27 protein-coding genes and 1 riboswitch are annotated in these 25,626 nt (G+C 71.8%); of the genes, 14 read left to right on the top strand and 13 right to left on the bottom strand.

All coding sequences use genetic code 11. From position 1 onward, the window contains the following. Positions 1-2 precede the first annotated feature (2 nt). Complete coding sequence (locus ACIBK9_RS42515) at positions 3-356, top strand: antibiotic biosynthesis monooxygenase family protein (RefSeq protein WP_397164600.1); 354 nt, start codon at positions 3-5, stop codon at positions 354-356. Here the strand turns inward: ACIBK9_RS42515 and ACIBK9_RS42510 are convergent. Continuing rightward, positions 353-949: an HD domain-containing protein gene (locus tag ACIBK9_RS42510; protein ID WP_397164599.1), complete on the bottom strand. Its 597-nt coding sequence runs from the start codon at positions 947-949 to the stop codon at positions 353-355. The two genes, ACIBK9_RS42515 and ACIBK9_RS42510, sit on opposite strands and share 4 nt — an antisense overlap. A 139-nt stretch (positions 950-1,088) precedes the next feature. Here ACIBK9_RS42510 and ACIBK9_RS42505 point away from each other — a divergent pair, with 139 nt between their 5' ends. Further along, positions 1,089-2,720 carry a heparinase II/III family protein gene (locus tag ACIBK9_RS42505; protein WP_397164597.1) on the top strand — a complete coding sequence of 544 codons (1,632 nt, stop codon included), beginning with the start codon at positions 1,089-1,091 and terminating at the stop codon, positions 2,718-2,720. Positions 2,721-2,725: 5 nt separating this feature from the next. Here the strand turns inward: ACIBK9_RS42505 and ACIBK9_RS42500 are convergent, their stop codons facing one another. Further along, positions 2,726-3,457, bottom strand: coding sequence for a PIG-L family deacetylase (locus ACIBK9_RS42500; protein WP_397164595.1), 732 nt, complete (start codon positions 3,455-3,457; stop codon positions 2,726-2,728). 86 nt (positions 3,458-3,543) lie between these two features. Here ACIBK9_RS42500 and ACIBK9_RS42495 point away from each other — a divergent pair, with 86 nt between their 5' ends. After that, positions 3,544-4,401 (top strand): phosphotransferase, encoded by an 858-nt coding sequence (locus ACIBK9_RS42495; protein WP_397164593.1) that lies wholly within the window; start codon positions 3,544-3,546, stop codon positions 4,399-4,401. On the opposite strand, the gene ACIBK9_RS42490 is transcribed toward ACIBK9_RS42495, so the two are convergent. Next, positions 4,398-5,048 (bottom strand): hypothetical protein, encoded by a 651-nt coding sequence (locus ACIBK9_RS42490; RefSeq protein WP_397164591.1) that lies wholly within the window; start codon positions 5,046-5,048, stop codon positions 4,398-4,400. The two genes, ACIBK9_RS42495 and ACIBK9_RS42490, sit on opposite strands and share 4 nt — an antisense overlap. A gap of 119 nt (positions 5,049-5,167) precedes the next feature. On the opposite strand from ACIBK9_RS42490, the gene ACIBK9_RS42485 reads away from it, so the two are divergent. The 3 genes from ACIBK9_RS42485 to ACIBK9_RS42475 are packed head-to-tail and all read left to right on the top strand — an operon-like array spanning position 5,168 to position 7,241. Further along, positions 5,168-6,301, top strand: coding sequence for a sensor histidine kinase (locus ACIBK9_RS42485; RefSeq protein WP_397164589.1), 1,134 nt, complete (start codon positions 5,168-5,170; stop codon positions 6,299-6,301). Further along, a complete protein-coding gene (locus ACIBK9_RS42480; protein ID WP_397164588.1) occupies positions 6,298-7,047 on the top strand; it encodes a response regulator in 750 nt (249 codons plus the stop codon). The genes ACIBK9_RS42485 and ACIBK9_RS42480 overlap by 4 nt, the downstream gene beginning before the upstream one ends. A gap of 17 nt (positions 7,048-7,064) precedes the next feature. Then, positions 7,065-7,241 carry a hypothetical protein gene (locus tag ACIBK9_RS42475; protein WP_397164586.1) on the top strand — a complete coding sequence of 59 codons (177 nt, stop codon included), beginning with the start codon at positions 7,065-7,067 and terminating at the stop codon, positions 7,239-7,241. Between the two features lie 230 nt (positions 7,242-7,471). Here ACIBK9_RS42475 and cimA read toward each other — a convergent pair whose 3' ends face one another. Together cimA and ACIBK9_RS42465 are read right to left on the bottom strand one after the other, a co-directional pair. Then, positions 7,472-9,049 (bottom strand): citramalate synthase, encoded by a 1,578-nt coding sequence (cimA, locus tag ACIBK9_RS42470; RefSeq protein WP_358288591.1) that lies wholly within the window; start codon positions 9,047-9,049, stop codon positions 7,472-7,474. Positions 9,050-9,245: 196 nt separating this feature from the next. Continuing rightward, on the bottom strand, positions 9,246-9,878 hold the full coding sequence (locus ACIBK9_RS42465) for a DsbA family protein (protein WP_397164584.1): 633 nt from the start codon (positions 9,876-9,878) through the stop codon (positions 9,246-9,248). A gap of 145 nt (positions 9,879-10,023) precedes the next feature. On the opposite strand from ACIBK9_RS42465, the gene ACIBK9_RS42460 reads away from it, so the two are divergent. Continuing rightward, entirely contained in the window at positions 10,024-10,671 is a 648-nt protein-coding gene (locus ACIBK9_RS42460; RefSeq protein WP_397164582.1) for an O-methyltransferase, read from the top strand. A gap of 71 nt (positions 10,672-10,742) precedes the next feature. After that, a complete protein-coding gene (locus tag ACIBK9_RS42455) occupies positions 10,743-11,294 on the top strand; it encodes a Uma2 family endonuclease (RefSeq protein WP_358288597.1) in 552 nt (183 codons plus the stop codon). Between the two features lie 22 nt (positions 11,295-11,316). Here the strand turns inward: ACIBK9_RS42455 and ACIBK9_RS42450 are convergent, their stop codons facing one another. Together ACIBK9_RS42450 and ACIBK9_RS42445 are read right to left on the bottom strand one after the other, a co-directional pair. Further along, positions 11,317-12,414 (bottom strand): branched-chain amino acid aminotransferase, encoded by a 1,098-nt coding sequence (locus tag ACIBK9_RS42450; protein WP_397164580.1) that lies wholly within the window; start codon positions 12,412-12,414, stop codon positions 11,317-11,319. 200 nt (positions 12,415-12,614) lie between these two features. Then, complete coding sequence (locus ACIBK9_RS42445) at positions 12,615-13,661, bottom strand: 3-isopropylmalate dehydrogenase (protein ID WP_352319018.1); 1,047 nt, start codon at positions 13,659-13,661, stop codon at positions 12,615-12,617. A gap of 99 nt (positions 13,662-13,760) precedes the next feature. Then, positions 13,761-13,920: riboswitch (cyclic di-AMP (ydaO/yuaA leader) on the top strand. Positions 13,921-13,950: 30 nt separating this feature from the next. Here ACIBK9_RS42445 and ACIBK9_RS42440 point away from each other — a divergent pair. Beyond that, positions 13,951-14,514, top strand: coding sequence for a C40 family peptidase (locus tag ACIBK9_RS42440; protein ID WP_397164578.1), 564 nt, complete (start codon positions 13,951-13,953; stop codon positions 14,512-14,514). Here the strand turns inward: ACIBK9_RS42440 and ACIBK9_RS42435 are convergent. Beyond that, on the bottom strand, positions 14,498-15,490 hold the full coding sequence (locus ACIBK9_RS42435) for an NAD(P)-dependent alcohol dehydrogenase (RefSeq protein ID WP_397164576.1): 993 nt from the start codon (positions 15,488-15,490) through the stop codon (positions 14,498-14,500). The genes ACIBK9_RS42440 and ACIBK9_RS42435 overlap by 17 nt on opposite strands. Positions 15,491-15,671: 181 nt before the next feature. On the opposite strand from ACIBK9_RS42435, the gene ACIBK9_RS42430 reads away from it, so the two are divergent. Beyond that, on the top strand, positions 15,672-16,307 hold the full coding sequence (locus ACIBK9_RS42430; protein ID WP_397164574.1) for a DUF2306 domain-containing protein: 636 nt from the start codon (positions 15,672-15,674) through the stop codon (positions 16,305-16,307). Here ACIBK9_RS42430 and ACIBK9_RS42425 read toward each other — a convergent pair. From ACIBK9_RS42425 to ACIBK9_RS42415, 3 genes are all read right to left on the bottom strand, one after another. After that, positions 16,280-16,981: a response regulator gene (locus ACIBK9_RS42425; RefSeq protein WP_397164716.1), complete on the bottom strand. Its 702-nt coding sequence runs from the start codon at positions 16,979-16,981 to the stop codon at positions 16,280-16,282. The two genes, ACIBK9_RS42430 and ACIBK9_RS42425, sit on opposite strands and share 28 nt — an antisense overlap. A 40-nt stretch (positions 16,982-17,021) precedes the next feature. After that, positions 17,022-18,149, bottom strand: coding sequence for a sensor histidine kinase (locus tag ACIBK9_RS42420; RefSeq protein WP_397164572.1), 1,128 nt, complete (start codon positions 18,147-18,149; stop codon positions 17,022-17,024). Positions 18,150-18,259: 110 nt separating this feature from the next. Then, entirely contained in the window at positions 18,260-19,444 is a 1,185-nt protein-coding gene (locus ACIBK9_RS42415) for an ROK family protein (protein ID WP_397164570.1), read from the bottom strand. A 100-nt stretch (positions 19,445-19,544) separates the two neighbouring features. Between ACIBK9_RS42415 and ACIBK9_RS42410 the strand changes: the two genes are divergently transcribed. From ACIBK9_RS42410 to ACIBK9_RS42395, 4 genes are read left to right on the top strand one after another with little or no spacing between them, the layout of a single operon-like run. Then, positions 19,545-20,636: a sugar ABC transporter substrate-binding protein gene (locus ACIBK9_RS42410; protein WP_358288620.1), complete on the top strand. Its 1,092-nt coding sequence runs from the start codon at positions 19,545-19,547 to the stop codon at positions 20,634-20,636. After that, entirely contained in the window at positions 20,637-21,356 is a 720-nt protein-coding gene (locus ACIBK9_RS42405) for an ATP-binding cassette domain-containing protein (RefSeq protein WP_352352201.1), read from the top strand. Continuing rightward, a complete protein-coding gene (locus ACIBK9_RS42400) occupies positions 21,353-22,516 on the top strand; it encodes a sugar ABC transporter permease (protein ID WP_358288623.1) in 1,164 nt (387 codons plus the stop codon). Before ACIBK9_RS42405 ends, ACIBK9_RS42400 begins: the two co-directional genes overlap by 4 nt. Then, positions 22,513-23,373, top strand: coding sequence for an ROK family protein (locus ACIBK9_RS42395; protein WP_358288625.1), 861 nt, complete (start codon positions 22,513-22,515; stop codon positions 23,371-23,373). Before ACIBK9_RS42400 ends, ACIBK9_RS42395 begins: the two co-directional genes overlap by 4 nt. A gap of 8 nt (positions 23,374-23,381) precedes the next feature. Here the strand turns inward: ACIBK9_RS42395 and ACIBK9_RS42390 are convergent, their stop codons facing one another. Together ACIBK9_RS42390 and serA are read right to left on the bottom strand one after the other, a co-directional pair. Continuing rightward, positions 23,382-23,510 carry a hypothetical protein gene (locus tag ACIBK9_RS42390; protein WP_352318996.1) on the bottom strand — a complete coding sequence of 43 codons (129 nt, stop codon included), beginning with the start codon at positions 23,508-23,510 and terminating at the stop codon, positions 23,382-23,384. A 351-nt stretch (positions 23,511-23,861) separates the two neighbouring features. Further along, positions 23,862-25,451 carry a phosphoglycerate dehydrogenase gene (gene serA, locus ACIBK9_RS42385; protein WP_352318994.1) on the bottom strand — a complete coding sequence of 530 codons (1,590 nt, stop codon included), beginning with the start codon at positions 25,449-25,451 and terminating at the stop codon, positions 23,862-23,864. Between the last annotated feature and the right edge of the window lie 175 nt (positions 25,452-25,626).

Raw genomic sequence — 25,626 nt, 5'->3', positions numbered from 1 at the left:
CGTTGTCCATCGTGAAGATCAACGTCCTGACCGTGCCCGCCGAGATGCGGGAGGAGCTGGAGCGGCGGTTCTCCGGCCGGGCCGGGATGGTGGAGTCGGCCGACGGGTTCGAGTGGTTCGAGCTGCTGCGGCCGGTCGAGGGCACCGACCAGTACCTCGTCTACACGCGCTGGCGCAGCGAGGAGGACTTCCAGACGTGGCAGCAGGGCCAGGCCTTCCAGCGCGGCCACGCCCAGGCCGCCGCGGAGCAGGGCCAGGGTCACGGCCAGGGTCACGGTCACGGGCAGGGCCCGGCGGCGACGGACTCCCAGGTGTGGAGCTTCGACGTCGTGCAGAGCGCCGGACCCAAGGGCTAGGCGTCGAGGGGGTTGGCGGCGATGCGGTCGGCGATCCCGCCGCGCACGAACCGGCCGGCGTAGCTCGACGGCTTGCGCGCGCCCTGGTCGGCGATGCAGGCGGCGAACTCCTTGGCGATCTCCAGCCGCGGGTAGCGCTCCAGCACCTCGCGCCGCACGCCGTCGGGGATGTCCTCGGTGCGCCGGCCGGAGATGTCCATGCCGGTGGACAGTTCCAGCAGGTGGCCCTCCGGGTCCTCCTCCACCGGCACCTCCTCCCACATGTGCCGGATGATCACCTCGGAGGCGCGCAGCCGGCGCTCGGGCGACCAGCCGGCCCCCGCGCAGAAGGCCCACGCCACGTGGCCGCCGGCCTCCTCGAACGGCACCGTCTGGCTGTCGAACTCGGCGACCAGGCCGATGTCGTGCAGCATTGACGACACGTAGAGCAGCTCGGCGTCGAAGTCGATCGCCCTGCTCCGGGCGTAGGCGGCGGCCCACAGGTACGCGCGTACGGAGTGGTTGAGCAGCGAGGGTGACTGGTAGCGGGTGGCCACCTCCAGCGCGCCGCGGCAGGCGGGCGTGTCGGGCAGCACGATGTCGTCGAATCTCACGGCTCCAGCATGACATCCGCGCTGCCGGAGGCACCGGCGGGCATCGGGCCGTTAACGATCCGGTACGCGACTTGACCGGTTGATCGTGATTCCGAAAGCATGTCCCGCCCTCACTTTCTTGTCCGGAAGGAACCCTGGCGTGCGCCGGCTCGCGATACCTCTTGCCCTCACGCTCGCGCTCGGCGGGCTGACGAGCCCGGCGCAGGCCGCCGACAAGGTGACCCGTACCGCGCAGTGCCAAGGCGACTGGCTGCCGGGCACGCCGACGGCCGAGGACGTCATGAAGGGCGAGATCTCGCTGGTGGGGCTGCCGGCGTACAAGCTGGGCAAGGACATCGACTGGGGGGCGAGCCCGTACCGGAACCGGTCGTGGGAGTTCGTCTTCCAGTCGTTGCGCTGGATGGGCACGCTGGTCGTGGCCTACGAGAACACCGGCGAGCGGCGTTACCTGGATCGTGCCACCGAGATCACCAAGGACTGGGTGGCGAACAACCGGCGCGGGGCCGCCGCCACCAAGCCGTACGTGTGGAAGGACCACCCGGTCTCGCTGCGCACGCAGCCGTTGTTGTGCCTGAGCATGCACGTCAAGGACAGCTGGCTGAAGGACAGCCTGGCCGACCACGCCAGGCTGCTGTCGGACGCGCGGCTGTACAAGAAGGGCCACAACCACGGCATCGACCAGGACATCGCCCTCATGGGCATCGGCTGCCGGTACGGCCGCTCCGACTGGTCGAACCTGGCCTCCAGGCGGCTCACCGGCACGGTCAAGCTCGACGTCGACTCCCAGGGCGCGCTCATGGAGCAGGCCCCCCGCTACGCCGTCTACGTGTACGGCCGCCTCCAGGTCGCCATCACCAACATGAAGGCGTGCGACCGCAAGGTGCCGGCCGAGATCAGCCGGCGGGCCGAGGCGCTGAAGGACTTCATCGCCCACTCCACGATGCCCAACGGCTACATGGTCCCGATCGGCGACGGCAGCGCCGAGACCGAGCCGAAGATGGAGACCGGCACCCCGAAGCAGAAGGTCAAGGTCTACAAGGCCGGTTACGTCTACGGCCGGACGGCCTGGGGCAAGCCGGACTCGTCGTACTACTCGATCAGGTTCGGGCCCGGCATGAAGTTCCACGGGCACGAGGACCACCTGGGCGTGACGTACTACGCGCAGGGCCGCGACATCCTCATGGACGGCGGCTTCCACTCCTACGAGAAGAGCGCCTACCGCTACTGGACGCTCTCCCCCGAGGCGCACAATGTGCCGACGGTCGAGGGGGCCCGGTTCCGGCCGCGCACCTCGTCCAAGCTGACCAAGACCTCCTACGGCAAGGACCGGCAGGCCTTCCGCCTCACGGACCGGGCCTACGGCGTGAGCCGGACGCGTTCGGTGCTGGTGAACCACGGCCAGGACCTGATGGCGGTGCTCGACACGGCCTCCGGGGGCAAGAAGGTCAGGAACCTGTGGCGGTTCGCGCCCTCGTACAAGGTCGTCTCGAACAGCGGCGGCAAGGTGGTGCTGGCCGACGGCGCCTTCAAGGTGACGCTGATGCAGTTCTCCGCGTGCGAGCGGGTCGGCGGCCAGAAGGTGGAGCGCGGCGGCGAGCTGGGCTGGGTCTCGCCCACCTACCTGGCCAAGGACGCGACCAACGTGGTGGTGTCGCCGGCGGCGAAGTCGCTGCTGACGGTGATCGTGCCGGGCACCGACTCGCCCAAGGTGTCGTGCTCGGGGGGCAAGCTCAAGATCGAGGGCGAGACCCTCTCCGCGGGCCTGCTCTAGCCGGTCTAGAAGGCGATCCGGCGGTACCACTCGTTGGCGAGCATCTGGGCGCGGGCCCGCTCCGGCAGCCCGGTCAGCATGGTCATCGACGCGCCGCGCTGCACCTCGGACTCGTGGGCGAGCATGGCCGCCCACTTGCGCTCCGACCAGCGCGAGACGTCGATCGCGGCCGAGACCTGGTGGTCGGGGACGCCGGGCAGGGCCTGGCCCGGCTCCGGATCGGCGCCGAAGACCGCCCGCCAGTGGGCCGTCACGACCGAGCGCGGGACGGTCGCCAGGTAGAGCGCGTGCGGCCGCCAGGGATCGCCCATGCCGGGATAGAGCTGGTCGTAGCCGGCCGCCTCGACCGCGGCCAGGGTGACCCGGTGCACGTGCACGTGGTCGGGATGACCGTAGCCGCCGAAGCCGTCGAAGGTGAGCACGACGTCGGGCCGGACGGCTCTGATGTGCTCGACCAGCAGGCCGACCGCCTCGTCGAACGGCACGTCGAGGAAGCGCGGACGGCCGGGGGCGGACTCGGGCTTGCCCGCGTCGGCGAGGCCGAGCAGCCGGGGCTTGCCCGCGCCGAGGATGTCGAGGGCCCGTTCCAGCTCCTGCGCCCGCTGGGTGCCCTCGGCCCAGGTGCAGGTGACGACGGCGGTCGTGGCGCCCTCGTCGGCGTATTTGGCGAGGGTGCCGCCGGTCCAGATCGCCTCGTCGTCCGGGTGGGCGTGCACGCCGAGCACACTGAAGCTCATGGGACCCCATCGTATGGAGGCCGGGCACCGGTCAGGACCCGCGTAGGCTCTACGCGTACCCCCTCCCCCTCGGAAGAGATGAGCCGATGAGCGAGCCCGTGCCCCCTGACCTGCTGGAGATCGCCGACGCGCTCGTGCCCGGCGCTCCCCTCGGCAGTGCGCGGCTCGCCCCCGGCGGGATGCACGACGTCGTGCTGCTCCCCGGGGTGGCGGCCGTGCGGGTCGGCCGGCGGCCGAGCGTGAGCGCGGCGCTGCCGCGGCGGACCGAGCTGCTGCGCGCGATCGCGGCCGCCGGGCTGCCGTTCGCGGTGCCCGAGCCGCTGACGCCGGTGACGACGTTCGGGGAGCGCGCCGCCGTGGCCGTGTCCTGGCTGGACGGCGCCGGTCTCGGCGCGGGCCAGGGCGACCCGGCCCTGATCGGCGAGCTGCTCGGCGCCCTCCGGGAGCTGCCCGTCACCCCGGAGCTGCGCGCCCTGCTGCCCGCCCCGCGCTCGTACGCCGGGCCCGCGAGCTGGAGCACGATCCTCGCCGAAGAGGTCATCCCGCGCTTCCCGGCCAGGTGGCGGGAGGAGGGACGCCGGCGCCTCGACGACGCCCTGGCCCTGGAACAGGTCCCCGACTCGCTGGTCCACGGCGACCTCGTCGGCGACAACGTCCACTGGGACGCCGACGGCAAGCTGGTCGGCGTCCTCGACTGGGACCGGGCCCACCTGTTCGACCCGGCGATCGACGCGGCCTTCATGGGCTGGCACGGCTGGGAGCGCCTGCGCGACGCCGTCGACGCCGGCACCTACCGGCGGGCGGTCACCTGGGAGCGCGCGTTCGGCGTCAACCAGCTCGTCGCCCTCCTCGTGCTGGCCGGCGAACCCCTGACCCTCGTGGACAGCTTCACCACGCACGTCGTGGCCTGGCTGGACGAGGACGGCGGCCCCGACCGGCTCTAGGCCGCCCGCTCCCGCCGCGCCGGCGTGCGGATGATCGACACGCCGACGGTGCCGAACGCGGCCAGCAGGATGACGGGGCCGCCGATCCCGAGTACCAGGTTCCACGCGCTCGCGCCGAACAGCCACACCACGATGCCCGCCAGCACGCCCGCCGGGAACCACCAGCCCGCCAGCCCCGCCCGCGCGTACGCGACCGCGACGAGGACCAGGCCCAGGAAGGACCCGATCATCCCGGGCAGCTGCCAGGCGGCGATGAGGGCGGGCTGCGCCGCGTCCCGCATGAGCTGCTCGGCCTGCGCGGCGGGCAGGGCGTCGAAGAGGACGACGTCAAAGAAGTCGGAGATCATCAGCGACGAGAAGTTGATCAGGCCGAGCACCGCGAGCGCGCCCGCGACGGTGGCCAGCGCCCTGCCCTTGCCCCGGACGAGCAGGACCATGCCGATCACCCCCGGCACGAACAGCACCCAGGCGTAGTGCAGGAGCGTCGCGCTGACGCCCACGGCGCCCGGGTTGTGCGCGTAGACCAGCGGGTCCTCGACCCCGGGCTCGGACGGGTCGGTGATCATGCCGAGGATCAGGCAGACCGGGGCCAGGACGAGGCTGCCGCCGGCCAGGAGGCGGCGGATGAAGAGCGCGTCGGTGAACATGCCGGGCACGGTAGGCGTCGCCCGCCAGGTCCGTCGTCAAGGCAGGCTTGGATCCGACGTCCCCCTTTCGGTGGATTCCGCTGCACATTGCGACAATCCGGGCGGGCTACTCTCGCCTCATGCTCCACCGCCGTTCCCCCTCCCCCGTCGACTGGCTCGTGGCGGCGGTCGTGGCCCTGTTCGCGGTCGCGGAGGAGGTCAGCGTGCGCTCGATGGCCTCTCCCCGCTCCTACGTGCTGCTGTGGATCGCCGCCGGGCTGGTCACCGCCGTGGCGGTGCTGTTCCGGACGCGCGCGCCGTTCGCGATCCTGGCCGTCTACTCGGCCGCCAACATCGCGACGTTCGCGCTGGCGCCCGGGTCCCCCGCGGCCTGGCAGTTCTACACCCAGCTCGTGCTGCTGTGCACGCTGCTGGCCGAGGTGCGCCCCGACAGCGCGCGGGCCGTGGCCGGGCTGACCGCGACGGGCGTGTTCGTGGCCGCCATGCTGTCCAGGACCTCCCCTCCGTCCGGATGGGGGGACGTCGCCGTGGCGCTGGTGATGTGCGCCATCGCCGCCGGAGCCGGTCTGGCCGTACGCCGCCACCGCGTGCTGGCCGTGCAGGCGGCCGAGCGCGGCGCGCTGCTGGCCCGCGAGTCGGTGCAGGAGGAACGCGCCCGCATCGCCCGCGAGCTGCACGACATCGTCGCGCACAGCGTCAGCGTGATGACCATGCACACCGGGACCGTACGGCTGCTCCTGCGCGCGGACCAGGAGTCCGAGCGGCAGGCGCTCAGCACGGTGGAGGCGGCCGGCCGGGAGGCCATGGAGGAGCTGCGGCGCATGCTCGGGCTGCTGCGCGGCACGCAGGACGGCGACCTGCTCCCGCAGGCCGGCCTCGACCGGCTGGCGGATCTGCTGGAGCAGTTCAGGTCGGCCGGGCTCGACGTCACGCTGGCGGTGTCGGGCGAGCGGGCGCCGTTGTCGGCCGGGCTGGATCTGTCGGCGTACCGGATCGTCCAGGAGGCGCTGACCAACACCCTCAAGCACGCGGGGCCGACGCGGGCGGCGGTGAGCGTCGCGTACCTGCCGGCGGAGCTCCGGCTGGAGATCACGGACGAGGGGCCGCGCGGCCCCCGGCCGCCGTCGGCCGGGGGCGGCGGCGGCCACGGGCTGATCGGCATGCGCGAGCGAGCCGCCCTCTTCGAGGGCACGCTGGCGGCGGCGCCCCTCCCTGGGGGCGGCTTCACGGTACGTGCGGAGCTCCCCCTGTGACGCCCTCCTCCCCAGGGCACCCGGACGCCCCCGACGCCTTCGCCGATCCCGCCCTTGACGAGCCCGGCGGCGGGATCGGCGTGGTGATCGCCGACGACCAGGGGATGATCAGGGCCGGGCTGCGCCTGATGATCGGCACCCAGCCGGACCTGTCCGTGCTGGGCGAGGCGGCCGACGGCGAGCGGGCCGTGGAGCTGGCCCGCGACCTGCGCCCCGACGTCGTGCTGCTCGACATCGCGATGCCCCGCCTGAACGGCCTGGAGGCCGCCCGCCGCATCCTCGCGACCCCCGCGCCCCCACGGGTGATCATGCTGACCACCTACGACACCGACGAGAACCTCGACCTCGCGCTGCACGCCGGGGTCAGCGGGTTCCTGCTCAAGGTGTCGCCGCCCGAGCACCTGTTCGCCGCCATCCGCAGCGCCGCGCGGGGCGACGTCCTGCTCGACCCGGCGGTCACCGGCCGCGTCGTGGCGGCCTACCGGCGTACGGCCCCCGCCCCGTCGCCGGCGGCCAGGGGGGTGACCGCCCGGGAGGAGGAGGTGTTGCGGCTGGTGGCGCAGGGCCTGTCCAACACCGAGATCGCCGGCACGCTGTCCATCACGGAGGCGACCGTCAGCACCCACATCAATCGCCTGCTGACCAAACTCGCCCTCCGGGACCGCGCCCAGATGGTCCGCCACGCCTACGAATCCGGCCTCGTCCGCCCCGGCGACCCTCCCGACGGCGTCCCACCAATCAGATGACCTGATTCCATGAGGTGATGACCGCCACCGAAGCGTCCAGAAACTCCGCCGCCGTGATCGCACCGGCTCCCACGATGGTCAAGGCGTTCCTGGCGAGAGGCACGGCCTCCCTGGACCCCGACTTCGAAACCGACGTCGCCGCAGCCCGCGAGGCGCTCGACGACGAGATGAGAGACACGGGACCCCGCGCCTGATCCCGGGCACAGGGATGCTCGGCGATCTCCCCGGCGTAAGGGGCGAGGTCCTTCCTCACTGACGCCCGGCAGCGCCCAGTGGGGCCACCCGGGTCACCCCTTGCCTCGCGCCCACGGCTGAGGGCCGGGGCACGGGGTGCGCCGAAGGCGCCAGGTCAAGAACGCCTGAGCTCCCCTGGGCGCGCAGCGCCCACAAAGCGAAGACCGCTCGGGGCGCGCCGCCCCCGGGGTCAGCTGCAGTCGCGGCCGGCGCGCAGCAGGCCGTACGTGACCGCCTGCTCCAGCGCCTGCCAGGAGGCGTCGATGATGTTCTCGGCCACCCCCACCGTCGCCCACTCGGCGGTGTCGTCGCTGGAGGTGATGAGGACGCGGGTGACGGCGTCCGTGCCGTGGGTGCCTTCGAGGATGCGGACCTTGTAGTCCACCAGCTCCAGCCGGGCCAGCTCGGGGTAGAGCTGCTCAAGCCCTTGCCGTACGGCCTTGTCCAGGGCGTTCACGGGGCCGTTGCCCTCGCCGGTGGCGACGATGCGCTCGCCCTTGGCGTGCAGCTTGACGGTGGCCTCGCTGACCAGCTCGCCGCCCTTCGTCCGCTCGACGATCACCCGCCACGACTCCACCTCGAAGTGCCGCCGGCGCGCCCCCTGGACGGTGTCGCGCAGCAGCAGCTCGAACGACGCGTCCGCGGCCTCGAAGGTGAAGCCCTGCGACTCCAGCTCCTTGACGCGCTCGACGAGCGTCTTGGTGTGCTCGGGGGTCAGCTCGTAGCCCAGCTCGCGGCCCTTGAGCTCGACGGAGGCGCGGCCGGCCATGTCGGAGACGAGCATGCGCATGTCGTTGCCCACGGCGGCCGGGTCGATGTGCTGGTACAGGTTGGGGTCGACCTTGATGGCGCTGGCGTGCAGGCCGGCCTTGTGGGCGAAGGCGGACATGCCGACGTAGGGGGCGTGCGAGTTGGGGGTGACGTTGGTGACCTCGGTGATCGCGTGTGCGATGCGGGTCATGTCCGCCAGCGCCTCCCGCGGCACGAGGTCGAAGCCGCGCTTGAGCTGGAGGTTGGCGACGACGGTGAAGAGGTTGGCGTTGCCCGAGCGCTCGCCGTAGCCGTTGGCGCAGCCCTGGACGTGCGTGGCGCCCGCCTTGACCGCGGCGAGGGTGTTGGCGACGGCGCAGCCGGTGTCGTCGTGGCAGTGGATGCCGACGCGGGCCCCGGTCTGGACGGCCGCGTGCACGGTCTCGGCCAGCTCGTCGGGCAGCATGCCGCCGTTCGTGTCACACAGGGCGATGACGTCGGCCCCGGCTTCGGCGGCGGTCCGCAGCACTTCCAGCGCGTAGGCTGGATTGGACGTGTAGCCGTCGAAGAAGTGCTCGGCGTCGAGGAAGACTCGCTGTCCCTCCGCACGAAGGTGAGAAACCGTATCGCGGATCATCGCGAGGTTCTCCTGGAGAGTCGTGCGGAGGGCCAGCTCCACGTGCCGGTCGTGGCTCTTGGCGACAAGGGTCACGACCGGCGCGCCGGATTCGCGCAATGCGGCTACCAATGGGTCGTCGGCGGCCTTCACACCGGCCCGGCGGGTCGCGCCGAACGCGGCGAGCTGCGCGTGCTTCAGGTCGAGCTCTGTTCGAGCGCGCCTGAAGAACTCTGTGTCCTTGGGGTTGGCGCCCGGCCAGCCCCCCTCGATGAAACCGACGCCCAGGCTGTCCAGCTGCCGTGCGATGGCGAGCTTGTCGACGACGGTGAGGTTGAGTCCTTCCTGCTGCGCGCCGTCGCGCAGGGTCGTGTCGTAGACGTGGAAGCGGTCGTCGGCCATGAAGTCTCTTCTTTCGGATCCGTGTCCTGGAAAACAAAAAGACCCCTCACGGACGTGAGAGGTCTGCGCGCTGGCGGTGTCCCTGTGTCAGCCAGCGCGCCTGCCGATAATGAGCAGACCGTAGAACATGGTGCCTGCCAGTCTGCCACAGGGATTCACCATCTGGCACATCGGTCTCAGCTTGTGGACACGACCTTTACACTTGCACGCCCGCGCCCCCGGTGACGGCGCGTTCGAGGGCCGCCGGGTCGAACACCTCGTTGCCGAGCTGCTGCCCGTCGAGCAGGACGGTCGGCGTGCCCTGGATGTGGATCTTCGAGGTCTCCGCCAGGTGGGTCTTGGCGTACGACTGCGAGGTGACGCACTCGTCCACCGAGGCGCCGGCCTTCCTGGCGGCGGCCACCAGCTCCTGCACGGTGAAGCCCGAGGCCGAGCCGTGCGGGGCGGGCTGCATGGCGTAGAGCTCGTCCCTGAAGGCCAGCCAGTTCTCCTCCGGCACGCATCGGGCGGCGGCCGCGGCCCTGATGGAGTTGGAGCGCATGGGCTCGTCCTGGAAGATCGTCACGGGGTGGAAGACGACCTTGAGCCTGCCCTCCCTGGCCAGCTTCTGGATCGTGCCGTCGACCTTGGAGTGCATCTCCTTGCAGATCGGGCAGTCGAAGTCTTCGTACACGTCGAGCACGGGGGCGTCGCCGGACCTGTCGGCCAGCACCATCGAACCGTCGAGCTGCCTGGTCAGGCGTACCGACCCGGCCGTCTCACCCGGCTCCGAGAAGGCCAGCACACCGAGCATCACCAGCGCCGCACACGCGACCGCGACCGCAACCAACCGCTTCATCATCCGCCCACTTCCAGCTCACCGATCGCGCAGACCCTACCAACGCCGGAACCACTCTCCGGACAGCCGCCCGGGGCGGCCCCCTCATTGGTACCTGATGACGATGAGAGAACGCTGTGAGGGGAGAATGACCTTCATGAAGGCGAACCTCCTCGACCCCGCGGTGGGCCGGTACATCCTCGACCACTCCACCCCGCCCGACCCCCTGCTCGACGAGCTGGCGCGGGAGACCGCCGAGGCGACGGGCGACGCCGCCAGGATGCAGATCTCCGCCGACCAGGGCCGGTTCCTGACCATGCTGACCCAGCTCGCGGCCCCGGCCGTGGCGGTCGAGGTGGGCACGTTCACCGGCTACTCGTCGGTGTGCATCGCGCGGGGGTTGTCCGGCGGGCGGCTGCACTGCTTCGACGTGAGCGAGGAGTGGACGTCGATCGCCCGGCGCTACTGGGAGCGGGCGGGCCTGACCGACCGCGTCTCGCTGACGCTCGGGCCCGCCCTGGAGACGCTGGCCGCCTTCGACGAGCCGATCGACCTGGCCTTCCTCGACGCCGACAAGGGCAACTACCCCGGTTACTACGAGTTGCTGGTCGAGCGGCTGCGCCCGGGCGGCCTGCTGCTGGCCGACAACACGCTGCGCAGCGGCCACGTGGCCGACCCGGCGCACTCGGAGACGACGACGGTGCAGATCCGCGAGTTCAACGACCTGGTGATCGAGGACCCGCGGGTGAGCGTGGTGATGCTGCCGGTCGCCGACGGGATCACGATGATCAGGAAGAACCACTAGATCGCAGGACGCCGCCGCCGTTACTCTGAGTGATCCTTTGGAAACCCCCGGGAAAGCATGAGGACGGCGGCATGGTCAGGCCCCTGGAAGAGCGCTACCGCACCGTGCGCGAGCTGTTCCCCGAGTTCCGCATCGAGACGGTCCAGGGCCGGATCGTGGTGAACGAGCCGGGCACCTGGCAGCACAACACGATCCTGTCCCGGACGTTGTTCCAGCTCGCCGCCGCGGCGGCGGTCCGGGGCTGGGAGATCTGGCCGAACATCACCGTCTACCTGGGCCCCGGCCACGATCTCTACGTGCCCGACCTGGCCGTGGTCCCGCGCCGGCCGCGGCTGCACGAGGAGCACGCCGTCCACGGCGCCTCGACGATCCTGCTCGTGGACGTCGTCTCGGTGGCCACGACGTACGACGTGCACTTCGTCAAGACGGGCGGTTACGCGCGCGGCGGGGTGCCGCTCTACCTGGTGATCGACCCGTTCCAGCGGCTGGTGACGCTGTTCGGCGGGCCTGGCGGGCGGCGCTACCGCAGCGAGAACGTCGTCTCCCTGGGCGAGCCGGTGTTCCTGCCCGACCCGTGGAACCTCCACGTCGACACCGCGGCCCTGACGGAGGCCGGCGCCTGAGACGCCGGCCGTCCGCGCGGCTCTAGCCGATCTTGTGGATCCAGTTGCGGGTGTCGGGACGGGCGCCGTACTGGATGCCGACGAGCTCCTCGCGCACCCGCATCGTCACCGGGCCGGGGGTGCCGTCGGCGATGGTCCAGGAGCGGTCGTCGCCCCTGACCGAGCCCACCGGCGTGACCACGGCGGCGGTGCCGCACGCGAACACCTCGGTCAGCTCGCCGGAGGCGCAGGCGGACTCCCACTCGTCCACCGAGACCAGCCGCTCCTCGGTCTCCAGGCCGAGGTCGCCGGCCATCTCCAGGATCGACTCCCGGGTGATGCCGGGCAGCAGGGTGCCGGTGAGCGCCGGGGTGACGAGCTTGTTGCCGAAGACGAAGAACAGGTTCATCCCGCCCATCTCCTCGACGTACTCGTGCTTGTGGGCGTCGAGCCAGACGACCTGGTCGCAGCCGTTGTCGACGGCCTGGCGCTGGGCGACGAAGGCGGCGGCGTAGTTGCCGCCGCACTTGGCGAAGCCGGTGCCGCCGGGCGCGGCGCGCGTGTACTCGGTGGACAGCCAGACCGAGACGGGCTTGATGCCGCCGCTGAAGTACGAGGCCGCCGGCGAGGCGATCACCATGTACTTGTAGGTCTTCGACGGGTAGTTGACGCCGAGCCCGGCCTGCGTGGCGAACATGAACGGGCGCAGGTAGAGGCTGTGGCCCTCGGTGGTCGGCACCCACTCCTTGTCGGCCGAGACCAGCAGCTCCAGCGACTCCACGAACGCCTCCTCCGGCAGTTCGGGCATGGCCATGCGCTCGGCCGAGCGGTTGAAGCGGGCGGCGTTCGCGTACGGCCGGAAGGTCGCGATCGAACCGGAGATCTGCCGGTACGCCTTCAGGCCCTCGAACAGCTCCTGCGCATAGTGGAAGACCGAGGTCGCGGGGTCGAGCGAGAGCGGCCCGTACGGCATGAGCCGGGCGTCGTGCCAGCCCTCGCCGTCGGTGTAGTCGATCGAGATCATGTGGTCGGTGAAGACCTGCCCGAACCCGGGGTTCGCCAGTACCTGCTCCCGCTCGGCCGCGGTGCGAGCGTGGTCGGAATGCTGCACGTCGAAGCTGAGCTTCTGAGCGATGGTCATGACGGAGGTCCTTCTCTCTACGAATCTGCGACTTCGAAAGCTGATTCTGTTAGCTACTGCCCGCGAGCAGTATTCGTACTTCCTAGTGTCTCGCGATTTGGGATGGCAAGAGGCAGTTGGGGTGGTTAGAACCGGCGAACGCGAAAAAGCGCCTGGCAGTCCGTGTTCGGACCGCCAGGCGCGTGCGGGGCTAGGCGGTCCTAGCCGGCTACTCGCGCGGCGATGTCGTCGCCGATCTCGCTGGTCGTGCGGCCGGCGCGGCCGGTCACCCGCTCGGCGATGTCGGCGGCCACGGCCTGCTCGACCTTGGCGGCCTCGGCGTGCAGGCCGAGGTGGTCGAGGAGCATGCCCACGGACAGGATGGTGGCGGTCGGGTCGGCCTTGCCCTGACCGGCGATGTCGGGCGCGCTGCCGTGCACCGGCTCGAACATGCTCGGCGAGGTGCGCTCGGGGTTGATGTTGCCGCTGGCCGCCAGGCCGATGCCGCCGGCGATGGCGGCGCCGAGGTCGGTGATGATGTCGCCGAACAGGTTGTCGGTGACGATCACGTCGAAGCGCTCGGGCTGGGTGACGAAGAACATCGAGGCCGCGTCGATGTGGCTGTAGTCGGTGGTGACGTCGGGGAACTCCGCGGCCACGCGGTTGACCGTGCGCTGCCAGAGGTCGCCGGCGAAGGTGAGCACGTTCGTCTTGTGGACGAGCGTGAGCTTCTTGCGGGGCCGCGACTGAGCCTTCTGGAAGGCGTACCGCACGACGCGCTCGACGCCGTGGGCGGTGTTCAGCGACTCCTGGGTGGCGATCTCGTGCGGCGTGCCGCGGCGCATGACGCCGCCGGTGCCCGCGTAGAGGCCCTCGGTGCCCTCGCGGACGACGACCATGTCGATGTGCTCGGCGGTGGCGCCGGCCAACGCGGTCTCGACGCCGGGGAACAGCTTGACCGGACGCAGGTTGACGTAGTGGTCGAACTCGAACCTGAGCTTGAGCAGCAGGTCGCGCTCCAGGATGCCGGGCGGCACGCTGGGGTCGCCCACGGCGCCGAGCAGGATCGCGTCGTAGCCGCGCAGCTCTTCGAGCACCGCGTCGGGCAGGGTCTCGCCCGTGCGGTGGTAGCGGGCTGCGCCCAGGTCGTAGTGGGTGGGCTCGATCTTCGTGCCCACGGCCTCCAGGACCTTGAGCCCTTCGGCTACGACCTCGGCGCCGATGCCATCCCCGGGGATGACGGCCAGGCGGATGTTACGCGACTCCATGGGCGGTACCTTACCGGCTCGTCTCGGCTGACGAACACATCATCTCAACAATCGGACAATCCGTTTTGGGGGGATTGCGACCTTTTGACCGTTTCGTTAGAGTCCGACGAGCCTAATCCACGCAGCCGCTGCGTGGAGCCGGGGACCCATCTTTCCCCCCGGGGCGAATCGGCTGCGCCTCCCCCCCGAGGAGCCGCCGTAGGGCTACTTCCAGGCCCGAGCCCGTCAGCTAACCCGGTCGGCCACGTGGAAGGACAGTCCCCTGTCTAGCATCGCCATCCTTGTGGCGGTGGCAGCGGGCGCCGCAGGTCTCGTGCCTGCCGCCCCCGCGGCTCCCGCCGCTCCGGCCGCCCCCACCTCCTCCATCACCCTCACCGGCCCCCAGGTGAAACAGGTCCAGGAACGGCACGCGCCGAAACCGGCCTGGAAGGTCGCCCTCGAATACGCCATGGACAAGCGCGGCACCCCGTACGTGTGGGGCGGCGCCAGCGAACGGGGCTACGACTGCTCGGGCCTCATGCTCCGGGCCTACGAGGACGCCGGCATCGAGCTCCCCAGAACCGCCGCGGAGCAGTACGGCGCCTTCTCCAGGAAGATCGCCTGGAAGGACCTCAAGCCAGGCGATCTGGTGTTCTTCAGCGGCCTCGGCCACGTCGGCATGATCTCCAAGCCCGGCTACATGGTCCACTCCCCCCACACCGGCGACGTGGTGAAGGAGGAACGCCTGTCGCAGTGGCGCAGGCAGGCCTTCGTCGGCGCGGTACGCCCCGACCCCAAGGGCGTCAAGCGCTGGGCCGACTACAAGCAGCTCCAGAAGGCCCCCGCCCCCGCCATGCTCACCGCGACCCTGTGACGACGACCTTCCCCGGGGCGTGCCCCTCCTCCTGGTAGCGGACGGCCGCCGGGAGCTCGCCGAAGGGGAAGGTCCTGTCGATGACCGGGGTGACCGCGCCCCGCTCGATCAGCCCGGTCAGCGTCAGCAGGTTCGCCCTGTTGCTCCCGCAGCGGACGACGTCCGCCCTGACGATCCGCTGCGGGACGAAGGGCCCCGACGCGAGCGCGGCGAACATGTGGCCGGCCGGCTGCACCCAGCGGCCGGCCGGCCCGCCGACCAGCACGTACGTGCCCTTCCTGGTCAGGACGCGGCGGCAGTCCGTCAGCCGGCGGCCGCCCGCCACGTCGAGCAGCAGGTCGAAGCGCCGGCCCGAGGCCGCGAAGTCCTCCTTGGTGTGGTCGATGACGTCGTCCGCGCCGAGCGAGCGGACCAGGTCCGCGTTGCGCCCGCTGCACACGCCCGTGACGTGCGCCCCCAGCGCCTTGGCGAGCTGCACGGCGAACGTGCCCACGCCGCCGGACGCGCCGTTGACCAGCACCTTCTGGCCCGGCTGGAGGCGTCCCTCGTCGCGCAGCGCGATCAGCGCGGTGTTGGCCGCCATCGGCACCGCCGCCGCCTGCTCGAACGACAGGCCCGCCGGTCTGGGCGCCACCTCGCCCTGCCGCAGGCAGACGTACTCGCCGAAGCCGCCCCCGAGCGACATCGCGTACACCTCGTCGCCGGGACGGAACAGCGTGACGTCCTTGCCGGCCGCCTCGACCTCCCCCGCCACGTCGGCCCCGAGGACGGCGATGCGCGGCCGGCGCAGCCCGACCCCGCCGCCCATGACCCGGGCCAGGTACGGCTCCCCCCGCATGAAGTGCCAGTCGTAGGGCTGCACGGACGTGGCCCGCACCCGGACCAGCACCTCGTCGTCGCGCGGCACGGGCCGCTCGACGTCGGTCAGGACGAGCTGGTCGGGCGAGCCGAACGAGCGCAGGACGTACGCCTTCATCGTTTTCTCCCTCGTGCCGCTGATGTGCCGCCAGTGTGGGCGTGACCTGCGCGGACGCTCAACGGTCGAAAGGCGACGGCTCGATGGCCGAAAGTACGACGGCCCGCCCGCCGATGGTGCGAACCAGGACCGGCCGTCCGCGCGATGACCGGGCACGGGCGCGGGCGGCACGCTCTCAGGCATGAGATGGATCGCACCCGCCGGGCTGCTCGCGCTCAGCGTCGTCCCGCTGGTCGCCGGCGCAATCCGGGTGACCGAACTGGCCGCCGGCGCCCCCGTGACGGCGGACAACGCGCGCTTCTTCGCCATGCCCGTGCCGGTGTTGCTGCACATCCCGGCTTCCCTGGTGTTCTGCGTCCTCGGCACGTTCCAGTTCCAGGCCCGGTTCCGGGCCGGGCGGCCGGGGTGGCACCGCGCGGCGGGGCGGGTGCTGGTGGCGTGCGGGCTGGTCGCGGCGCTGTCGGGGGTGTGGCTGACGCTCTTCTCCGACCTTCCCGCCGGCGACGGGACGCTGCTGGCCGCCTTCCGGCTGCTGTTCGGGACGGCCATGGCCGCCTGCCTCCTGCTCGGCCTGGCCGCGATCCGGCGGCGCGACCTGGCCCGGCATCGCGCCTGGATGACCCGCGGGTACGCGATCGGACTCGGCGCGGGCACGCAGGCGTTCACCCTGGCGTTCGGGCTGGCCGCCTTCGGGCCGCCCGGCGAGCTCGGCCGGGCGCTGCTCGTCGGCGCGGGCTGGGTGATCAACCTGGCGGTGGCCGAGTGGGTCGTCCGCAGAACCCTCGGAGGTCAGGTGCGTACGCGGTCGGTCTCGTAGGCCCACATGGCGATCTCGACGCGGTTGCGCACGCCGAGCTTGGTCATCAGGCTCGCGACGTGGCTCTTGACCGTGCTGAGCGAGATGTGCAGCTCGCGGGCGATCTCGCTGTTGGTCCGGCCGCGGGCCACGGCGCGCAGGATCTCCTCCTCGCGGCCGGTGAGCGCCTCGACCGGCTGCGCGGGCGTCTCCGTACGCCCGGCTCCGGCGAAGGCGGCCAGCAGGCGCGCGGTCACGCTCGGGGCGATGAGCGCCTCGCCGCCGGCCGCCGCGGTCACCGCCTGGGCGAGCAGCGCCGGGCCGGCGTCCTTGAGCAGGAACCCCCTGGCTCCGGCGCGCAGGGCGGCGTAGACGTACTCGTCGAGGTCGAACGTGGTGATCACGACCACCGCCATGGGGTCGGCGACGTCGGGCCCGGCCAGCTCGCGGGTGGCCGCGATGCCGTCGAGGCCGGGCATGCGGATGTCGAACAGGCACACGTCGGGGCGCAGGCGGCGGGCCAGCTCGACGGCCCGCCTGCCGTCACCGGCCTCGCCGACGACCTCGATGCCGGGCTGGGCGTCGAGGATCATCCTGAGCCCGGTACGCGCGATCTCCTGGTCGTCGGCGACCAGCACCCGGATGGCCGCCGTGCCCTCCGGGTCTCTTCCCGCGGCCTCCTGCTGAGCGTTCATGCCGCTTTCTTCCGCGCTCACGCGGCCTCCTGCCGGGCGTTCATGCGGTCTCTTTCGGCAGGACGGCGGTGACCGTCCAGCCCCGGTTGGGGTTGGGGCCCGCCTCGCAGGTGCCGCCGAGCAGGGCGGCGCGTTCGATCATGCCGATCAGGCCGTAGCCGGGGGCGGCGACCCCGCCGGCGCGGTCGCCGTCGTCGCTCACGGTCAGGCGTACGGCGGCGGCGTCGGCGGTGACCCGGACGGTGATGTGGGTGGCGTGACGGGCGTGCCGCCGGGCGTTGGTGATCGACTCCTGGGCGATGCGGTAGAGCGCCGCGCCGGCCGAAGGCGGCAGGTCGCCGAGCCCGTCCGCGATCTCCACCTCGACGGCCGGGCCGACGCGCGGGCGTCCGGCGAGCCGCCGCAGGTCGTCGAGGTGACGGCCCGGGGTCAGCTCCGCCGGCTCGTTCCTGCGCAGCACCCGGACCATGGCCCGCATCTCGGCGAGCGTGCGCGACGCCTCGGCCTCGATCACCCGCAACGCGTCGGTGGCCGCGCCCGGCTCGGAGGCGGCGGTGGCCAGACCCGCCTGGGCGCGGATGGCCATGGCCGAGACGTGGTGGGCGACGGTGTCGTGCAGGTCGCGGGCGAGCTGTTCGCGTTCGAGTAGTTTGACCTGGTCGAGCTCGCGCAGCCGCGCGCCGGCCCGGAAGCGGAAGGCGCTGCCCAGCCCGACGGTCGCGACCAGCACGCCGAGCGCCGGGACGACGTCGCCGGGCGCCATGCGTCCGGACGCCAGCGACAGGCCGACCGCGACCAGCCCGGCCGCCATCCCGATCACGGCCTCGCGCCCCGAGCCCCACCGGAACAGCGCGTAGAGCACGATCGTGACGAACGCCAGCGTGTACGTCTCCACCGGCTCGCCGCCGGTCAGCAGCGGGGCCACGGTCGTGGCGCCGAACACGAGCGCGACCATGAGCAGCGGCCTGGTCCTGCGCCACAGCAGCGTGGGGATCAGCGCGACGGTGACGGCCGTCGAGACCACCGGCCAGCGGAGGTCGGGCCGCAGCATTCCCTCGATCACCGCGGCCGGCACGAGCACCGCGACGAGCGCCCAGTCGCGCCACACCCGCACGGGCGGGCCGGGAGGACGAGGCTCGCGCCACACGGAACGAAGGAGGCCGGCCACCCCCATATCGTAAGCGCGCCCCCATTCCCCCGCATCGCCCCGAACCCCCGTCCCACAGGCGGGGCTGGGTGTCGGGACCTCGGGCGCGGAGTTACCGGCCTGCGAGGGGGTCAGTGTTTGCGGGCGTCGAAGATGAGGTCCCAGGCGCGGGACTTGGCGTGGGCGACCGCGCCCAGCAGCACGCCGCTGTCGCCCAGCGCGCTGGCCACCACCCGCGGGCGCAGCGGCCCGAGCTCGGCGATGCGGCGCTCCACGGACGCGCCCAGCAGGTCGAGGTTGCGCCCCACTCCCCCGCTCAGCACGATCACCTCCGGATCGAGCACGGCGGCCACGGCCACCAGCAACCCGCCGATGCGCCGGCCCTCGGCCTCCACGACCGACCTGGCCGCCACGTTCCCCTCGGCGGCGGCGGCGAAGACCTCCCTCGCCGTCTCCAGCTCCAGCCCCGCCGCCCGGGCGGCGCGCACCACACCGGGCGCGGAGGTGGCCGCCTCGGTGGCCCCGTGCGTGAAGGGGTCGCCGTCGTACGCGGCAGGGGCGGTGGCGGGGGGTTCCTCGGCGGCCGGGATGTAGGAGACCTCGCCCGCCGCCCCCCTCGCCCCGACGTACAGCTCGCCGTTGATCACGATGCCCATGCCGACGCCGGTGCCGATGGACACCAGGGCGAAGTTGACCTTGCCCCGCCCGGCCCCGTGGACGTGCTCGCCGACGGCGGCCAGGTTGATGTCGTTCTCGATGACGAGGTCGACGCCCAGGGCGGCGTGCAACCGGTCGGCCAGGTCAGGCGGGCCGGGCAGGTTGGGGGCGAAGTCGAGGCCGCCGCGCACGGGGTCGTACACACCGGGTGAGCCCACCACCGCGCAGGTGATCGAGCGCCACTCGACCTCGGCCTCGCGGGCCGCCGCCCCGGCCAGCTCGCCGACCAGCTCGGCCAGCTCGGCCGAGGTGCGGGCGGTGTTGCGGCCGTCGGTACGCCCCGCGAACGCGCCGCACAGGTCGGCCACGGCCACCCTGATCCAGTCGCGGCCGATGTCGATGCCGGCGACGTGGGTCGAGGCGGCGTTCACGTCGTAGAGCGAGGAGACCGGGCCGGGCCGTCCGGACACCTCGCCCACCAGGTGGACCAGGCCGTCCTCGGCCAGCCCCGCCAGGGCGGCCGAGACCGTGGGCTTGGACAGGCCGGTGCTCTTGGCCAGGTCGGCGCGCGAGGCGGGGCCGTGCTCGTGCAGCTGGTCGAGCAGACGGCGCTCGTTGAGCACCCGCAGCAGCCGTGGATTCGCCAGGTCGCGTCGCATGTCCGGCCTCCCTCCGAGGTGCACTCTAGCCAACACGCCTGATAGTAAACTACCTTTCTTACCAAGCGGGGGCGGGCATCTTCTGAGAGGACGAAGTGCGATGCACCGAGCTTGGCGACTCATCCCCGCGGCGGCGGTCCTGCTGGCCGCCGCCTGCGGGAACAGCACCACCACCGGCACGACGGCCACTCAGGCCGACGGGCCGCGGCAGGGCGGGACGATCGCTCTGTTCCTGCCTGAATCCAAGACCACCCGGTACGAAGCCTTCGACCGCCCGCTGTTCGAGGCCAAGGTCAAGGCGTTGTGCCCCGCCTGCAAGGTGATCTACGGCAACGCCGAGCAGGACGCGGCCAAACAACAACAACAGGTCGAGGCCGCGCTCACCCAGGACGCCGACGTGCTCGTCCTGGACGCCGTGGACGCCAACGCGGTCGCGCCCCTGGTCAACCAGGCCAGGCAGAAGAAGGTCCCGGTGGTCGCCTACGACCGGCTGATCTCGGGGATCGACTACGCCTACTACGTCTCGTTCAACAACGTACGGGTGGGCGAGATGCAGGGTCAGGCGCTGCTCGACGCCATGAACGCCAAGGGCACCACGGCCAAGGGCCAGATCGTGATGATCCACGGCTCGCCCACCGACCCAAGCTCGGCCGACTACAAGAAGGGCGCCAAGAGCGTCCTGGACGGCAGGGTCAAGGTCGGCAGGGAGTTCGACACCCCCGACTGGAGCCCCGACAAGGCACAGCAGCAGATGGAGCAGGCGATCACCGCCATCGGCCGGGACCAGATCGTCGGCGTGCTGTCGGCCAACGACGGCATGGCGGGCGGCGCCATCGCGGCCATGAAGCGCGCCGGCTACAAGGAGCTGCCGCCCATCACCGGTCAGGACGCCGAGCTGGCCGCCGTGCAGCGCATCCTCACCGGCGAGCAGTACATGACCATCTACCTGGACATCAGGAGAGAGGCGGAGAAGGCCGCCGAGCTGGCCGTCGCCCTGACCAAGGGCGAGCAGCCCGCCGCCACCTCCAAGGTGAACAACGGCACGGCCGACATCCCGGCCTTTCTCCTCGACCCCATCGCGGTCACCGCCGACAAGATCAAGGACACCATCGTGAAGGACGGGTTCTACAAGGCCGACCAGATCTGCACGGCCGAGGTCAAGGCCGCCTGCGCGAAGGCGGGCATCGAGTAGATGATCGCGGCGACCGGGATCTCCAAACGGTACGGAGCGGTGCGGGCGCTCGACGGGGCAGGGCTGGAGCTGCGTCCCGGCGAGGTCGTGGCGCTCATGGGCGACAACGGCGCGGGCAAGTCGACGCTGGTCAAGACCATCTCCGGCGCGGTCGTGCCGGACGAGGGCCAGATCACGGTGGACGGCGCGCCGGTGCGCGTCGCCACCCCGCACGACGCGCAGGCGCTCGGCATCTCGACCGTCTACCAGGATCTCGCGCTCTGCGAGAACCTCGACGTCGTGGCCAACCTGTTCCTCGGCGCCGAACGCCGCCGCTGGTCGGTGCTGCGCCACCTGAGCATGGAACGCGCGACCCGCGACCTGCTCGCCCAGCTCGACGTGCGCATCGGCGACATCAGGGTGCCGGTGTCGACCTTGTCGGGCGGCCAGCGGCAGTCGGTGGCCATCGCCAGGGCGCTGCTCGGCGAACCCCGGCTGGTCATCCTGGACGAGCCGACCGCCGCGCTCGGCGTCGAGCAGACGGCCCAGGTGCTGGCGCTGATCCGGCGGTTGCGCGAGCGCGGGCTCGCGGTGCTGGTCATCTCGCACAACCTCGCCGACGTGCGCGAGGTGAGCGACCGGGTGGTGGTGCTGCGTCTCGGACGCAACGCCGGTGAGTTCCGTACGGCCGAGGCCTCCCGCGAGGAGATCGTGGCCGCGATCACAGGAGCGGGCGAATGACGGCGATGCCGATCACGGTGACCGGACGGCTGCGCCAGGGAGAGGCCGGCGCCTGGCCGGTGGTCGGCGGTCTGGTGGCGATCACGATCGTGTTCAGCACGCTCAACGAACGTTTCCTGTCACCCGAGAACCTCACCAACCTGGCACTCCAGATGGCCGCCACGGGCACGATCGCGCTCGGCGTCATCATGGTGCTGCTGCTCGGCGAGATCGACCTGTCGGCCGGCTCGGTCAGCGGCCTGTGCGCCACGATCATGACGATCGCGCACGTCAAGCAGGGGTGGAACGCCCTGCTGGCCATCCTGCTCGCGCTGGCGGCCGGCGCGGCGATCGGGCTGCTGCACGGGCTCATGCTGACCAAGCTGCGCATGCCGTCGTTCGTGGTCACGCTGGCCGGGCTGATGGGCTGGCTCGGGCTGCTGCTCTACCTGCTGCGCCAGGGCGGGACGATCAACCTGCCGTTCAACGGGTTCATCTCGGGGCTGAGCGACACCTGGCTGCCGGGATGGCTGTCCTGGGCACTGGTGATCGGGCTGGCCGGCGGTCACGCCGCGATCGCCACGCTGGCCAGGCGGGCACGGCTGGCCGCCGGGCTGCCCGTGGCGCCGGCCTGGCAGGTCCCCGTGACGGCGGGCGGGCTGGCGGTCGTGCTCGGCGCGGCGGTGGCGGTCATGTCGGCCGACCGCGGCGTGCCGCTGCTGCTGGTGCTCTTCGGCGCACTGGTGGTCCTGCTCGACCTGGTCCTGCGGCACACCGCGTTCGGCCGCCACCTGTACGCCGTCGGCGGCAACGCCGAGGCCGCCAGGCGGGCGGGCATCAACGTGACCAGGATCAGGATCCTGGCGTTCGTGCTGGCCTCGACGCTGGCGGCGGCGGGCGGCGTGCTGGCCGCCAGCCGGCTGTCGGCGGTCAACCAGGGGTCGGGCGGCAGCGACATCCTGCTCATGGCCATCGCCACGGCGGTCATCGGCGGCACGTCCCTGTTCGGCGGACGCGGACGGGCCTACGCCGCGCTGCTCGGGGTGCTGGTCATCCAGTCGATCACCAACGGCATGTACCTGCTGAGCGTGGACTCCTCCGTCCGGTTCATGGTGACGGCCGGCGTGCTGGCCCTGGCGGTGGCGATCGACTCGCTGGCCCGCAGGGGCGCCGCGCGGTGAGCCGGGTCCTGGGCATCGACGTCGGCGGGACCAAGGTCGCGATCGGGGTCTCGGGCTCCGACGGGCCCGTGGTCGCCGGCCGCACCCGGCTGGAGACCGGCCCGGACACGCTCGTCCGGGCCCTCGCCGCGGCCCGCGCCCTGGACGGGCGGCCGGCCGCGGTCGGCTTCTCCACCTGCGGGGTGATCAGGGACGGCGTGGTGCGCCTGGCGCCGAACGTCCCCGGCTGGGAGGGGCTGGAGCTGCCCAGGCTGCTGCGCGAGGAGTTCGGCGCGACGCCGGTGGCCATCGACAACGACGTGAACGCGGCGGCGGCGGCCGAGCTGCGGTGGGGCGCGCTGCGCGGCGTCTCCACGGGCGTCTATCTCAACCTCGGCACCGGCCTGGCGGCGGCCCTGGTGGTCGGCGGCCGGGTGGTGCCCGGCGCGCACGGCGCGGCGGGCGAGATCGGCTACCTCCAGGTCACGCCGGGGCAGGCGGCCTTCGCCGACGGGCGGGTGCCGCTGGAGGAACTCGTCTCCGGCGCCGGGCTGGCGGCCAGGGGCGGCGCGCTGCTCGGCCGCGCGACCACGGCGGAGGAGGTGCTCGCCGCGCGTTCCGGGCCGCTGGCGGAGCTGGTGGCGCAGGCGTTGTCGGTGCTGACCATGACCGTGGCGAACCTGTGCGTCACCCTCGACCCCGAGGTGCTGGTCGTGGGCGGCGGCATGATGGGCGCGGCCGGGCTGATCGTGCCCAGGCTGGCCGGGGAGGTGCGGCGCGCCGTGCCGTTCCCGCCGGAGATCCGGCCCGGCCGGTTCACGGACGACGCGCCGCTGCTCGGCGCGCTCGCCCTGGCCCACGCCGCGGCGCGGGCCTGAGGGCGGCGCTACCGGGCGGAGTTCTGGGGGGCGCCGCCGTTGTCCCTGCGGTCGAGGGCGGTCTGCAGGGCCTCGGCGGCCTCGTTCTCGTTCTCTTCGGTACGGTTCCAGGCGTACATCTCGTACATGTCGCTCATCTCGTTTCGCTGGCGCGTTCCAGAAAAGGGGGCGTCGGACCCCGGTCGCGAATCCGACCGGGCCTGCTCTCGCGGGTCCGGGTCACGGACCGGGCGAAGGGAAGGGACTGACCGGCCGACGGCATCACCACTCACCGCGGCGGGTCGTCGGCCTGCCCTAACAGGCCCCGCCGCGGCAGGTAATGAGTACGAGAACCTGGCGCATTTCCATCCACGGTACCCGGCGGCTGTTTCGCTGTCTCGTTGGATGTCCTACTATCTCGCATTCTGAGACAAGAAAAGGCCGCCACCCGGAACGGTCCAGGTGACGGCCTTCCCCCGGATCGGGGGCTCAGTCCTCAGGTCGCGAGGTCAGTCCTCCAGGTCGACCGAACGGCCGCTCTCGGCGCCGATCTCGGCCGCGATCTGGTCGATCACGGCGGCCGGGATGGCCGAGTCGACGGTCAGCGCGATGAGCGCCTTGCCGCCCTTGACGTCGCGGGCCACCTGCATCGAGGCGATGTTCACGCCGGCCTCGCCGAGCAGCCGGCCGACCACGCCGACGACGCCGGGACGGTCGGTGTAGGCGAAGAACGACAGGTGGGCCGTCGGCTCGATCTCCATCTCGTAGCCGTTGACCTCGACGATCTTGGTGATCTGCCGGGGGCCGGACAGCGTGCCGGAGACCGAGATCTGGCGGCCGTCGGCGAGCACGCCGCGCACGGTCACCACGTTGCGCCAGTCGGGGCTCTCGGAGCTGGTCACCAGCTCCACGCTGATGCCCCGCTCCTTGGCCAGCAGCGGCGCGTTGACGTACGTGACCTGCTCCTCGATCACGTCGGCGAACACGCCCTTGAGCGCGGCCAGCTCGATGACCCGCACGTCCTGGGAGGCGATCTCGCCGCGGACCTCGACGTCGAGCTTGGTGGCGACCTCGCCGGCCAGGGCGGTGAACACCCGGCCCAGCTTCTCGGCCAGCGGCAGGCCCGGCTTGACGTCCTCGGCCACCGCGCCGCCCTGCACGTTGACCGCGTCGGGCACGAACTCGCCCGCCAGCGCCAGCTTCACGCTCCGCGCGACCTGCGTGCCGGCCTTCTCCTGGGCCTCGTGCGTGGAGGCGCCCAGGTGCGGCGTGGCGACGACCTGGTCCAGCTCGAACAGGGGGCTGTCGGTGCACGGCTCCTTGGCGAAGACGTCGAGGCCGGCGCCCGCGACGCGGCCCTCCTTGATCGCCGAGTAGAGCGCGGCCTCGTCCACGATGCCGCCGCGGGCCACGTTGATGATCCGCACGGACGGCTTGACCTCGTGCAGCTCCTTGTCGCCGATGAGCCCGAGGGTCTCCTTCGACTTCGGCAGGTGCACGGTGATGAAATCGGCCTGCTTGAGCACCTCTTCGAGGCTGAGCAGCTTGACGCCCATCTGCGCGGCGCGGGCCGGCGGCAGGTAGGGGTCGTAGGCGATCAGCTCGACGCCGAACGGCTGGAGCCGCTGGGCCACGAGCTGGCCGATCTTGCCGAGGCCGAGGATGCCGACGACCTTCTCGTCCAGCTCGACGCCGGTGTACTTGGAGCGCTTCCACTCGCCGTTCTTCAGCGCGGCGTGGGCCTGGGCGGTGTTGCGAGCGCTGGCCAGGATGAGCGCGATGGTCTGCTCGGCGGCGCTGGTGATGTTGGAGGTCGGCGCGTTGACGACCATGACACCGGCCTTGGTGGCGGCCTCGACGTCGACGTTGTCGAGGCCGACGCCGGCGCGGGCGACCACGCGCAGCTTCGGCGCGGCGGCGATGGCCTCGGCGTCGACCTGCGTGGCGGAGCGCACGATCAGGGCGTCCACGTCGGCGAGGGCGGGCAGAAGCTGGGAACGGTCCGCTCCGTCGGTGTGGCGGACCTCGAAATCGGCGCCGAGCACGGCGAGGCCGGCCTCGGACAGCTCCTCTGCGACCAGAACGACGGGCTTGTTCACAGGCGTGGATCCTTAGGGGCATGCGGCGGGCTGGAGGGACACGTCGCTGGGCCCCTCGGATCCCTCAGAGTCTATCCGCGCTTGTGAACGCGTTCACGAGGGACCCACGATTTGAGACGGCCCCGCTCGGCGTCGCGACGCCCTGGACGCGGCTCCGGTACCCAGGCGGCAGCAA

This window comes from Nonomuraea sp. NPDC050227 (assembly GCF_044459705.1).
Classification (GTDB): Bacteria; Actinomycetota; Actinomycetes; order Streptosporangiales; family Streptosporangiaceae; genus Nonomuraea.
This window is presented reverse-complemented; position numbering and strand designations above follow the sequence as displayed.

Coding starts and splice junctions, on each gene's coding strand:
- ACIBK9_RS42500 (WP_397164595.1), bottom strand. CDS start 3,457: ATGAGCTTCAGTGTGCTCGGCGTGCACGCCCACCCGGACGACGAGGCG.
- ACIBK9_RS42400 (WP_358288623.1), top strand. CDS start 21,353: ATGACGGCGATGCCGATCACGGTGACCGGACGGCTGCGCCAGGGAGAG.
- ACIBK9_RS42435 (WP_397164576.1), bottom strand. CDS start 15,490: ATGAAGGCGTACGTCCTGCGCTCGTTCGGCTCGCCCGACCAGCTCGTC.
- ACIBK9_RS42430 (WP_397164574.1), top strand. CDS start 15,672: ATGAGATGGATCGCACCCGCCGGGCTGCTCGCGCTCAGCGTCGTCCCG.
- ACIBK9_RS42490 (WP_397164591.1), bottom strand. CDS start 5,048: ATGTTCACCGACGCGCTCTTCATCCGCCGCCTCCTGGCCGGCGGCAGC.
- ACIBK9_RS42475 (WP_397164586.1), top strand. CDS start 7,065: ATGACCGCCACCGAAGCGTCCAGAAACTCCGCCGCCGTGATCGCACCG.
- ACIBK9_RS42485 (WP_397164589.1), top strand. CDS start 5,168: ATGCTCCACCGCCGTTCCCCCTCCCCCGTCGACTGGCTCGTGGCGGCG.
- ACIBK9_RS42405 (WP_352352201.1), top strand. CDS start 20,637: ATGATCGCGGCGACCGGGATCTCCAAACGGTACGGAGCGGTGCGGGCG.
- ACIBK9_RS42450 (WP_397164580.1), bottom strand. CDS start 12,414: ATGACCATCGCTCAGAAGCTCAGCTTCGACGTGCAGCATTCCGACCAC.
- ACIBK9_RS42455 (WP_358288597.1), top strand. CDS start 10,743: ATGGTCAGGCCCCTGGAAGAGCGCTACCGCACCGTGCGCGAGCTGTTC.
- ACIBK9_RS42445 (WP_352319018.1), bottom strand. CDS start 13,661: ATGGAGTCGCGTAACATCCGCCTGGCCGTCATCCCCGGGGATGGCATC.
- ACIBK9_RS42390 (WP_352318996.1), bottom strand. CDS start 23,510: ATGAGCGACATGTACGAGATGTACGCCTGGAACCGTACCGAAGAGAAC.
- ACIBK9_RS42425 (WP_397164716.1), bottom strand. CDS start 16,981: ATGAACGCTCAGCAGGAGGCCGCGGGAAGAGACCCGGAGGGCACGGCG.
- ACIBK9_RS42410 (WP_358288620.1), top strand. CDS start 19,545: ATGCACCGAGCTTGGCGACTCATCCCCGCGGCGGCGGTCCTGCTGGCC.
- ACIBK9_RS42495 (WP_397164593.1), top strand. CDS start 3,544: ATGAGCGAGCCCGTGCCCCCTGACCTGCTGGAGATCGCCGACGCGCTC.
- ACIBK9_RS42415 (WP_397164570.1), bottom strand. CDS start 19,444: ATGCGACGCGACCTGGCGAATCCACGGCTGCTGCGGGTGCTCAACGAG.
- cimA (WP_358288591.1), bottom strand. CDS start 9,049: ATGGCCGACGACCGCTTCCACGTCTACGACACGACCCTGCGCGACGGC.
- ACIBK9_RS42460 (WP_397164582.1), top strand. CDS start 10,024: ATGAAGGCGAACCTCCTCGACCCCGCGGTGGGCCGGTACATCCTCGAC.